Origin of the sequence: Albidovulum sp. (genome assembly GCF_008933605.1) — a bacterium.
Taxonomy (GTDB): domain Bacteria; phylum Pseudomonadota; class Alphaproteobacteria; order Rhodobacterales; family Rhodobacteraceae; genus Albidovulum.
This window is the reverse complement of record NZ_WBUS01000126.1, coordinates 1-8,966: the sequence shown is the minus strand read 5'-3', so window position 1 is coordinate 8,966 and position 8,966 is coordinate 1. Positions and strand designations below refer to the sequence as shown.

Annotated in this window: 10 protein-coding genes; 5 read left to right on the top strand and 5 right to left on the bottom strand. The window is 69.6% G+C overall.

Going from position 1 to position 8,966, the window contains the following annotated elements:
- Positions 1-2 precede the first annotated feature (2 nt).
- From prfA to F9K34_RS14425, 4 genes are all read right to left on the bottom strand, one after another.
- Positions 3-1,058 carry a peptide chain release factor 1 gene (prfA, locus tag F9K34_RS14440; RefSeq protein ID WP_291337696.1) on the bottom strand — a complete coding sequence of 352 codons (1,056 nt, stop codon included), beginning with the start codon at positions 1,056-1,058 and terminating at the stop codon, positions 3-5.
- A gap of 210 nt (positions 1,059-1,268) precedes the next feature.
- The gene (locus F9K34_RS14435) at positions 1,269-1,685 is read right to left on the bottom strand and encodes a DUF1499 domain-containing protein (RefSeq protein ID WP_291337694.1); all 417 of its coding nucleotides are present in this window, start codon (positions 1,683-1,685) and stop codon (positions 1,269-1,271) included.
- Positions 1,682-2,647: an agmatinase gene (gene speB, locus F9K34_RS14430; RefSeq protein ID WP_291337692.1), complete on the bottom strand. Its 966-nt coding sequence runs from the start codon at positions 2,645-2,647 to the stop codon at positions 1,682-1,684. Before speB ends, F9K34_RS14435 begins: the two co-directional genes overlap by 4 nt.
- 111 nt (positions 2,648-2,758) lie before the next feature.
- Positions 2,759-3,922, bottom strand: coding sequence for a M20 aminoacylase family protein (locus F9K34_RS14425; RefSeq protein ID WP_291337691.1), 1,164 nt, complete (start codon positions 3,920-3,922; stop codon positions 2,759-2,761).
- 62 nt (positions 3,923-3,984) lie between these two features.
- Between F9K34_RS14425 and mazG the strand changes: the two genes are divergently transcribed.
- Positions 3,985-4,845 (top strand): nucleoside triphosphate pyrophosphohydrolase, encoded by an 861-nt coding sequence (gene mazG, locus F9K34_RS14420; RefSeq protein ID WP_291337689.1) that lies wholly within the window; start codon positions 3,985-3,987, stop codon positions 4,843-4,845.
- A 76-nt stretch (positions 4,846-4,921) separates the two neighbouring features.
- Positions 4,922-5,929, top strand: coding sequence for a Fe(3+) ABC transporter substrate-binding protein (locus F9K34_RS14415; protein ID WP_291337687.1), 1,008 nt, complete (start codon positions 4,922-4,924; stop codon positions 5,927-5,929).
- A 134-nt stretch (positions 5,930-6,063) separates the two neighbouring features.
- Here F9K34_RS14415 and F9K34_RS14410 read toward each other — a convergent pair whose 3' ends face one another.
- Entirely contained in the window at positions 6,064-6,969 is a 906-nt protein-coding gene (locus F9K34_RS14410; protein WP_291337684.1) for a hypothetical protein, read from the bottom strand.
- A 150-nt stretch (positions 6,970-7,119) separates the two neighbouring features.
- Between F9K34_RS14410 and F9K34_RS14405 the strand changes: the two genes are divergently transcribed.
- The 3 genes from F9K34_RS14405 to F9K34_RS14395 all read left to right on the top strand — a co-directional run.
- Entirely contained in the window at positions 7,120-8,058 is a 939-nt protein-coding gene (locus F9K34_RS14405) for a nucleoside hydrolase (protein ID WP_291337682.1), read from the top strand.
- Positions 8,055-8,504: a GNAT family N-acetyltransferase gene (locus F9K34_RS14400; RefSeq protein WP_291337681.1), complete on the top strand. Its 450-nt coding sequence runs from the start codon at positions 8,055-8,057 to the stop codon at positions 8,502-8,504. The genes F9K34_RS14405 and F9K34_RS14400 overlap by 4 nt, the downstream gene beginning before the upstream one ends.
- A gap of 57 nt (positions 8,505-8,561) precedes the next feature.
- A partial coding sequence (locus tag F9K34_RS14395) for a protein adenylyltransferase SelO family protein (RefSeq protein WP_291337679.1) occupies positions 8,562-8,966 on the top strand: 405 nt, incomplete at its 3' end.

Below are 8,966 nucleotides of genomic sequence, written 5' to 3'. Positions count from 1 at the left end.
GGTCACGCCTCCATCTCCGCCAGCCGCGCCGCCTGGTCGTGCGCGACCAGCGCGTCGATGACCTCGCCGAGGTCTCCGCCCAAGATTTGCGGCAGCGCGTAGAGCGTCAGGTTGATCCGATGATCGGTCATCCGGCCCTGCGGAAAGTTGTAGGTGCGGATACGTTCCGAGCGGTCGCCGGACCCGACCTGCGCCCGGCGGTCGGCGGCGCGCGCATCGGCCGCCCGGCCACGCTCCATGTCGTAGAGGCGCGCCCGGAGCACCGCCATGGCGTTCGCCCGGTTCTGGTGCTGCGACTTTTCCGAACTGGTCACGACGATCCCCGTCGGCAGGTGCGTGATCCTGACCGCCGAGTCGGTGGTGTTCACATGCTGGCCGCCCGCGCCGGAGGAACGCATCGTGTCGATGCGGATGTCGGCGGCGGGAATGTCGATCTCGACCTCCTCGGCCTCGGGCAGGACGGCCACCGTGGCGGCCGAGGTGTGGATGCGCCCGCCCGCCTCGGTCTCGGGCACCCGCTGGACCCGGTGGACGCCGGATTCGAACTTCAGCCGCGCAAAGACGCCCTCGCCCTCGATCCGCGCGACGGCCTCCTTGACGCCGCCAAGCTCGGTCTCGGCAAGGTCGAGAAGCTCGAACCGCCAGCCCTGCGCCTCGGCGTATTTCTGGTACATCCTGAGAAGGTCGCCGGCGAAGAGCGCCGCCTCCTCGCCGCCCGTCCCGGGGCGGACCTCCAGGATCGCTGGCCGCGCGTCGGCGGCGTCCTTCGGCAGGAGCGCGATCCTGAGCCGGTCCTCCATGGCCGGGATGCGGGCCTTCAGCGTGGGAATCTCGTCCTCGGCCAGCGCCCGCATCTCCGGGTCGGCCAGCATCGCCTCGGCCTCGCCGAGATCGGCGAGCGCCTGCCGATAGGCGGCGATCTCCGCCACGACCGGCTTCAGGTCGGAGTATTCGCGGGAAAGCGCGGCGATCTGGGACGGCTCCGCGCCGGCCGAGAGCTTCGCTTCGAGGAAGCCGAAGCGGCGGGTGATCTGGTCGAGCTTGTCGAGGGGCACCATCCGCGCGATGTGGACGCTGGCCGCGCAGCGGTCAAGGGGGGAGCGCGGCCGGGCGTCCCGGACCCCGGGGCCCCCGGCGGGTCTTGAGCGATGGTGAAGCCCGCGCGCGGTCTGTCGGGACGGAAAACCGACGCCGATCCGACGCGGAACCGACGCGGAACCGACGGGCCGTCTCCGCCGAAACGCGGGGCAAGAAATTTGATCACGAGGTTACGGGGCGGTTAACAAACCCAGCCAGGCATCGAGCCGCGCGGCGTTCACGCCGAGGTCGTTCCGCCCGAAGCGCTGGCGGGCGTGAAGTGTCAGCAGCGTGCCCGTTCCGTCCGGCCGCGCGGCGGCGGTGGTGTAGTCGGGAAAGCCGAAGACGGCCGACCGGGTGATCCAGGTGATCCTGCCTTCCTCCGGACTGCCGGCGAGCCGGGTCGTGCGCGGGGTGGCGAGCGCGATGGTGTCGAGGCGGGCAAGGGCCTGCGGCGGCGTGGCGTCGAGCGTCACCGAGCGCCTTTCGCCGCCGCTGGTGAGCCCGGCAGGATCGACATGCCAGCGCGCCGGATCGGAGGGGGCAAGGCGCAGGTAGGCCATACCCCCGAGGACGATCAGCGCGACAAGGAGGAGCGCGATCTTCACCCCTTCCGCCGGGTCCAGCCGTAAAGCGCGATCAGTTCGTGCGCGACATGGGCGCCCGCGATGGCGGTCGCCCCGGTCGTGTCATGGGCCGGGGACACCTCCACGACATCGCCACCGACAAGCGTGATCCCGGCAAGGTCGCGCAGGATCGCGGCGGCCTGCCAGGAGGCAAGCCCGCCCCAGACCGGGGTGCCGGTGCCTGGCGCGAAGGCGGGGTCGAGGCAGTCGATGTCGAAGGTGAGGTAGGTCGGGCGGTCTCCGACGATCCCCTTGATTTTCCTTGCGACTTCGGCCGCGCCTGTCTCATGCACCTCGCGCGCGTCGATGACGTTGACGCCCATGAAGTCGTCGTTGTGGGTGCGGATGCCGACCTGCACGCTCGTCGCCGGATCGACGATCCCTGACTTGATCGCCTTGTAGAACATCGTCCCGTGGTCGATCCGGGTGAAGTCGTCGTCGACCCAGGTGTCCGAGTGAGCGTCGAAGTGCAAGAGGCTGATCGGCCCGAACTTTTCGGCATAGGCCTTGAGGATCGGAAAGCTGATGTAGTGATCGCCGCCGAGTGTCACCGTTCCCGCCCCGGCGGCGAGGATCGTGCGGATGTGGGCGGTGAGTGCATCGGGGAAGTCGGCGACCTTCGCGTAGTCGAAGGCGAGGTCGCCGTAGTCGACGATGTCGAGCTCGTCGAGCGGCGAATAGCCCCAGCCGTAGGGCGGATCGAAGGGCTGGAGGGCGGAGGCCTCGCGCACCGCGCGGGGGCCGAAGCGGGTGCCCGTGCGGTGCGTCACCGCCTGGTCGAAGGGCACGCCGGTGATCGCGAGATCGACGCCGGTCAGGTCCTTCGTGTAGCGCCGCCGAAGGAAGCTCGTGGCGCCGCCGAAGGCGTTCTCGAAGGCAAGGCCGCGCCGGCCCTCGCGGGTGAAGGCGAGGTCCACCTCGCGTTTCGCGTCTTCCAAAGCCATGGGAGGGCTCCGTGATTGGGGTCTGGCGTCGTTCAAGCCGGAGACGCCGCCGATCCGGATGCCGCCAGCCAAGGCGCCCCGGATGCGATTCGTCAAGGAAATTTGATCAAATCACTCCAGCGGCTGCGCCCGCTCCACCAGCCGGGCGAAGAAGCTCGCGCCGAAGGGCGCGGCTTCATCGTTGAAATCATAGGCAGAATGATGGAGCCCCGCGCCCTCGCCCTGGCCGAGGAAAAGGTAGGAACCGGGGCGCTTTTCGAGCAGGTAGGAGAAGTCCTCGGCGCCCATCTCGCGACCGCCGTGTTCCTCCACCCCTGCCGCCCCTGCGACCTCGCGCGCGACCTCGGCGGCGAACGCGGTCCGGGCCGCATCGTTGACGGTGGCGGGATACCCCCAGTCATAGACGATCTCGGCGGTCACGCCATGGGCGCTCGCCACGCCTGCGACGATCTCGTGGAAGCGGCGCTTCAGGAGCGCGCGCACTTCCGGGTCGAAAGACCGGATCGTGGCCGTCAGCCGCGCCGTGCCCGGGATGATGTTCGAGGCCGTGCCGGAATGGATTTCCGTCACCGAAACAACGGCTTCCTTCAGGGGGTTCACGTTGCGGCTGACAATGGTCTGCAGGCTTGCCGCGACCGCCACGACGGCCGGGATCGGGTCGATGCAGTCGTGCGGATAGGCGCCGTGGCCGCCCTTGCCGGTGAGCGTCACCCAGGCGGTGTCGACCGCCGCCATGATCGGCCCCGGGGTGGTCACGAAGCGGCCGAGCGGCACCTGCGGCGTGTTGTGGATCGCATAGACCTCGCCAATGCCGAAGCGCTCGAGGATGCCTTCCTGCACCATGACGTTGCCGCCGCCGCCGTCCTCTTCCGCCGGCTGGAAGATCAGCGCGACGCGGCCGCGGAAGCGGCGCGTCTCGGCCAGGTATTTCGCCGCGCCAAGGAGCATCGCGGTGTGGCCGTCATGGCCGCAGGCATGCATCACGCCGGGCACGGTCGAGGCATGCTCCGCCCCGGTCGTCTCGGCGATCGGCAGCGCGTCCATGTCGGCCCTGAGCCCGATCGTCGGCCCCTCTCCCTGGCCCTCGATGATCGCGACGATGCCCGTCGTCGCAATGCCCTCGTGGATCTCGTCCACGCCGAATGCGCGGAGCCGCTCGGCGACGAAGGCCGCGGTCTTGTGGCACGCGAAGCTGAGTTCCGGGTGCTGATGCAGGTGCCGCCGCCAGGCGGTCATCTCGGGGGCGAAGTCGGCGATTCGGTTCAGGACGGGCATGTGGACTCTCAAGGCGGCCTCGGGATAAGCCGCAAGAGAACCGCAAAGCCCGGAGACTTGCAATGACCCCGCCCCGCCACGCCTCCGACCGTGCCGCCTCCGACCGTCTCGTCCATGATCCCGCGGGCGGGATCGACCGGCTGGTGGAGATCATGGCGCGGCTCAGGGACCCGGAGGCCGGCTGCCCCTGGGACCTGGAGCAGGACTTCGCCACCATCGCGCCCTACACGATCGAGGAGGCCTATGAGGTCGCCGATGCGATCGAGCGGCGGGCCTGGGGAGAGTTGAAGGGCGAGCTGGGCGATCTTCTCTTCCAGGCCGTCTACCATGCGCAGATGGCGGCGGAGGCAGGGCATTTCGCCTTCGCCGACGTTGTGCGGGCGGTGTCGGACAAGATGGTGGCGCGCCATCCGCATGTCTTCGGCGACGAAAGCCGCCAGAAGACGGCCGAGGACCAGACCCGCGACTGGGAGCGGATGAAAGCGACCGAGCGGGCCGGAAGCCCGGCGAAGGGCACGCTCGACGGCGTGGCGCTCGGCTTGCCGGCGCTGACGCGGGCGGTGAAGCTGCAGAATCGCGCGGCGCGGGTGGGCTTCGACTGGCCCTCGACCACCGAGGTCGTCGACAAGATCGCCGAGGAGGCACGCGAGTTGGTCGAAGCCCGCGACCGGCTGACCGAGGCGGAGGTCTTCGAGGAATTCGGCGATCTCCTCTTCGTCGTCGCCAACCTCGCGCGGCACCTGAAGATCGACCCGGAAGCCGCTTTGCGCGCTGCGAACTCCAAGTTCACGCGCCGGTTCTCGGCGATCGAGTCGGGGCTCGCACTGCGCGGAAAGCGGCCCGAGGACTCGGACCTGGCCGAGATGGACGCGCTCTGGAACGCGGCGAAGGCGATCGAGAAGGCCGGAGCGCAAGATAGCTGACTTCTTCTGTCGGGTATTGACGCAGACCGCCGCCGCAGCCATAAGGGCGCCAATAACCGACTAAAGGAGTCAACCAATGAATGCCCGCCCCTCCCTCCTCGCCCTCCTTGCCGCGACCGCGGCCGTCCCGGCGCTGGCCGAAGAGGTGAACGTCTATTCGCTGCGCCAGCCCGAACTGGTGCAGCCGATCTTCGACCGCTTCACCGAGGAAACCGGTATCGCCGTGAACGTGGCCTTCGTGGAAAAGGGCATGGTTGAGCGCCTGGTGAACGAGGGCGACCGCAGCCCCGCAGATCTGGTGATGACGGTGGACATCGCCCGGCTCGCGCAGGTGGTGGACGCAGGCGTGACGCAGCCGGTCGAGTCCGCGACGCTCGAGGCCAACATCCCGGCCGAATTCCGCGATCCCGGCAACCAGTGGTTCGGCCTGACCACCCGCGCGCGGATCGTCTATGCCTCGAAGGAGCGTGTCGCCGACGGCGAGGTGACGACCTACGAAGACCTCGCCGACCCGAAGTGGAAGGGCCGCATCTGCACCCGCTCGGGCACCCATGACTACAACCTCGGCCTCACCGCGGCGATGATCGCGCACCACGATGCCGACACGACGCGCACCTGGCTCGAGGGGCTCAAGGCGAACCTCGCCAAGAAGCCGCAGGGCGGCGACCGCGACCAGGTGAAGTCGATCTGGGCCGGCGAATGCGACATCGCGCTCGGCAACAGCTACTACATGGGCGCGATGCTGGCTGATCCGGAGCAGAAGGCCTGGGCGGACTCGGTGCGCATCGTCTTCCCGACCTTCGAGGGCGGCGGCACGCACATGAACGTCTCGGGCGTGGCGCTGACGAAGGCGGCGCCGAACAAGGATGCCGCGCTGAAGCTGATGGAGTTCCTCTCCTCCGACGAGGCGCAGCGGATCTATGCCGAGGCCAACAACGAGTTCCCGGTGAAACCCGGCGTCGAGCGGTCGGAACTGGTGAAGAGCTGGGGCGATTTCACCCCCGACGCGCTGGGCCTGATGGAAGTCGCGAAATCACGCCCCGAGGCGCTGAAGCTCATGGAAGAGGTGAACTACGACGGCTGAGACCGTCGGCGGGAGCCGCGCCCCAAACGGACCGTTCAGGACCCGTTCTCGGTCGAGGCCCGACACCTTCCAAGCCTCGGACCGGAAGCATGAAGGCCCCGTCGGATGCGGCGGGGCCTTCGGCCGTGTCGGCGTCACTCCGCGGCGATGGCGGGCAGGACGCCGCCTACGACCATCACCCGGTCGAGCCGCGCCAGCGCATCGAGGTCGGCGATGTAGCGGCCGCGCAGGTCGGCAAGCTGAAGCCCGGCGAAACCCGGGTCGCGCTCCACCTGCGGCTGCCGGGCGTGGAACGCCAGAAGCCGGTCGCGCTGGCCCGGGGCGAAGCGCGCACCCTGGCGGAAATGCCGCTGGATCATGGCGATGGCGCTGTCGGTCACCACCGGCGGCGGCGGCGGAAGCTCCGCCTCGGCCAGATGCAGGCCCGGGGCGAGGAACGACAGAAGCTCGCGCGGGCCGGTGCGCTCCGAGAGCACGATCACCTCGCGGGCGCGCAGCCCGTCGCGCAACGCCTCGACGACCTCGATCGAGCCGCCGGCGAAGGCGGCCATCGCGGGCGCGTGCTCGACGAAGGGCGCCATCTCGCGCTCGAGCGCGTAGCGTTCCCAGGCGCTGCGGAAGAGCCGGTCATAGGGACGGAGCGTGATCACCAGCCGGTCCACCGGACCGCCGAGCGCGCGCGACAGCACCTCGGCCCGCTTGCGCGCGGCAGGGTAGAAGCGCCCTTGCAGCAGCGTCGCCATCCGGCCGGCGAGGTCGTGTTCAGAGAGGATGAGCCCGCGCGACCCTGCCCGACGGACCGCGCCGAGCGTCGCGGCCACCGGGGCGACGAAGGCCTCGAGGTCCTCGCGGCGGTGGCGCGCATCGGGCCAGGCGCAGTCAAATCCGCCACCGGAGGCGCCGCCCCGCCCCGGATAGGCGAGGTCGAAGCCCTGGGCCTGGATCGCGGCGCGGTTGAGGCCGAGAAACCGCTGGAAATCTTCTGCCCCGGACGCGTGAAGGCCGGCGTGGACGAGGATCTGGGACGATTCGGTGCGCATGACGGGATCGTGGTTAAGAACGAAACCTTGGTCGCAGGAGAATATGGCCGAGGTATGTCAGCTTTTGGTTGAGCTTCGGGCGAAGGCCGCGCAGCGGCTGGACAAGCGGACCAACCGGCGCCAGTCTCCCGCCAGAGGCGGGAGCGGATCATGCGGGCGCGAAAGATCATCATCGACACCGATCCGGGCCAGGACGACGCCGTGGCGATCCTGCTGGCCCTCGCCTCGCCGGAACTCGACGTGGTCGGGATCACCACGGTCGCGGGAAACGTCCCGCTGCCGTTGACCTCGAAGAACGCCCGCGTGGTCTGTGAGCTCGCCGGGCGCGAGGATGTCCGCATCTTCGCCGGCTGCGACCGGCCGATGGCGCGCAAGCTGGTGACGGCGGAATATGTCCACGGCAAGTCCGGGCTCGACGGGATCACCCTGCCCGACCCGACGATGCCGCTCGCGGAGGGCCATGCGGTCGACTTCCTGATCGAGTGCCTGCGGGAGGAAGCGCCGGGCGCGGTGACGCTCTGCCCCATCGGACCCCTCACCAACATCGCGACCGCCTTCCGGCGCGCGCCCGACATCGTGCCGCGGGTGGCCGAGATCGTGCTGATGGGCGGGGCCTATTTCGAGGTGGGCAACGTCACCCCGGCCGCCGAGTTCAACATCTACGTCGACCCGGAAGCGGCTGAAATCGTGTTCGGATCCGGCGTCCCCATCGTGGTGATGCCGCTCGACGTCACGCACAAGGCGCTGACCACGCGGGCGCGGGTCGAGGCATTCCGCGCCCTCGGGACGCGGGTCGGCCACGCGGTCGCAAGCTGGACCGATTTCTTCGAGCGCTTCGACATGGCGAAATACGGAAGCGAGGGCGCGCCGCTGCATGATCCCTGCGTCATCGCCTACCTCCTTCAACCCGATCTCTTCACCGGGCGCCATGTGAACGTGGAGGTCGAGACGAAGGGCGACTTCACGCTCGGCATGACGGTCGCCGACTGGTGGCGCGTGACGGGGCGGGCGGCCAACGCGATGTTCATGGGCGGCATCGACGCCGAGGGCTTCTATGCGCTCCTGACCGGGCGGCTCGCACGGTTGTGAGCGCGGACCTGCATCGGGCGGGCCCCGGCGATCTTCACCGGCTTCTTCCGCTGGTTGCCGCCTACCATGAGTTCGAGGGAGTCCGCTCCACCGTGGCCCAGCGTCGGCGCGGGGTGGAACCGCTCCTCGCCGGGTCGCCGCTGGGCGAGGTCTGGCTGATTGGCCCGGCGGATGCGCCCGTCGGCTACCTGGCGATCGGGCTCGGCTGGTCGATCGAGTTCGGCGGACCTGACGCCTTCGTGGACGAGTTCTTCCTCGTCGAGGAAGTCCGCGGCAAGGGCATGGGAGGCGCCGCGCTCGACGCTGTGGCGGACCGCCTCGGCCGTCGCGGGATCGTCGCGCTGCATCTCGAGGTTGCTCGCGAGAACGGGGCAGCCCGGGCGTTCTATGCCCGCCGGGGCTTCGAGCCTCGCGACCGGTACATGCTGATGAGCCGGAGACTCTGACGCAGGCGGTTCCAAACACTCTCCCCGCATCCTATCTTTGCGGGCAGGAGCGCGACCATGACCATTGATTTCGACAACAGCTACGCCCGCCTGCCGGAGCGGTTCTTCGTGCGCCAGCCGCCCGTCGCGGTGGCCGAGCCGCGGCTCGTCGCGGTGAACCGCGGGCTTGCGGCGCGGCTCGGCCTCGATCCCGAGACGCTCGCCTCGCCCGACTGGACCGCAGTCTTCGCCGGAAACCGCGTGCCGGAGGGCGCCTCCCCCCTCGCCCAGGCCTATGCCGGCCACCAGTTCGGCGGCTGGGTGCCGCAGCTCGGCGACGGGCGGGCGCTTCTCCTGGGCGAGATCGTCGCGCCGGACGGGGCGCGGTTCGACCTCCAGCTCAAGGGCTCGGGCCCGACGCCCTTCTCGCGCCGGGGCGACGGCCGGGCGGGGCTGGGGCCGGTCCTGCGGGAATACGTGGTG

What these genes read in the sequence shown, in the direction of transcription:
- F9K34_RS14410 (WP_291337684.1), bottom strand. Translation starts at nt 6,969, where the DNA reads ATGCGCACCGAATCGTCCCAGATCCTCGTCCACGCCGGCCTTCACGCG.
- F9K34_RS14415 (WP_291337687.1), top strand. Translation starts at nt 4,922, where the DNA reads ATGAATGCCCGCCCCTCCCTCCTCGCCCTCCTTGCCGCGACCGCGGCC.
- F9K34_RS14425 (WP_291337691.1), bottom strand. Translation starts at nt 3,922, where the DNA reads ATGCCCGTCCTGAACCGAATCGCCGACTTCGCCCCCGAGATGACCGCC.
- mazG (WP_291337689.1), top strand. Translation starts at nt 3,985, where the DNA reads ATGACCCCGCCCCGCCACGCCTCCGACCGTGCCGCCTCCGACCGTCTC.
- speB (WP_291337692.1), bottom strand. Translation starts at nt 2,647, where the DNA reads ATGGCTTTGGAAGACGCGAAACGCGAGGTGGACCTCGCCTTCACCCGC.
- prfA (WP_291337696.1), bottom strand. Translation starts at nt 1,058, where the DNA reads ATGGTGCCCCTCGACAAGCTCGACCAGATCACCCGCCGCTTCGGCTTC.
- F9K34_RS14405 (WP_291337682.1), top strand. Translation starts at nt 7,120, where the DNA reads ATGCGGGCGCGAAAGATCATCATCGACACCGATCCGGGCCAGGACGAC.